Here is a 520-nt window from a genome sequence, read left to right on the forward strand (position 1 = left end):
TTTTGGGTGGTTAGCAGCCGGTGCCGGTGGGGTTGGTGATGCAGTTTTCTGCGTAGTTGCGGGTGATGGCGCGCCAGACGGTGAGGTTGAGGGGTGGTGTGGTGATGTTGCCTTGGTTGGGGATGGGTAGGGTGGGGCCGTTGTTGACGGTGTAGGTGCCGTTGAAGTGGGTTGTGAGGGTGATGGTGTGGGGGCCGGTGGTGGTGTAGGCGTGGCTGGTTTGGGTTTGTTCGCCGATTCTGTTTTCGGGGAGGGGTGTGCCGGGGGTGGTGGTGGGTCCGCGGGTGGTGCCGTCGCCGTAGTTGAAGGTGTAGGCGGTGGGGGTTGCGGTGATGGTGATGTGTTGGCCGAGCATGGTGAGGGTGAAGGTTTGTTGGGTGGCGTGGGCGTAGAGGTTGGTTTCTTGGCCGCGGAGGGTGTGGGGTCCGGGTTGGCTGGCGAGGGTGGCGGGGGTGATGGGTGTTTGTTGGAATTCGTGGCTGATTTGGGCGGCGATTTCGGCGAGGATGTCGCGGGGTTT

The 520-nt window shown here is 62.7% G+C and carries 1 pseudogene; it reads right to left on the bottom strand.

Annotated elements, in window-relative coordinates:
* Positions 1-10 precede the first annotated feature (10 nt).
* Positions 11-520: pseudogene (locus CXQ94_RS23285) on the bottom strand (hypothetical protein); the annotation flags it as partial.

The sequence above is a fragment of the Arthrobacter sp. GMC3 genome, from assembly GCF_002929305.1.
Taxonomy (GTDB): domain Bacteria; phylum Actinomycetota; class Actinomycetes; order Actinomycetales; family Micrococcaceae; genus Specibacter.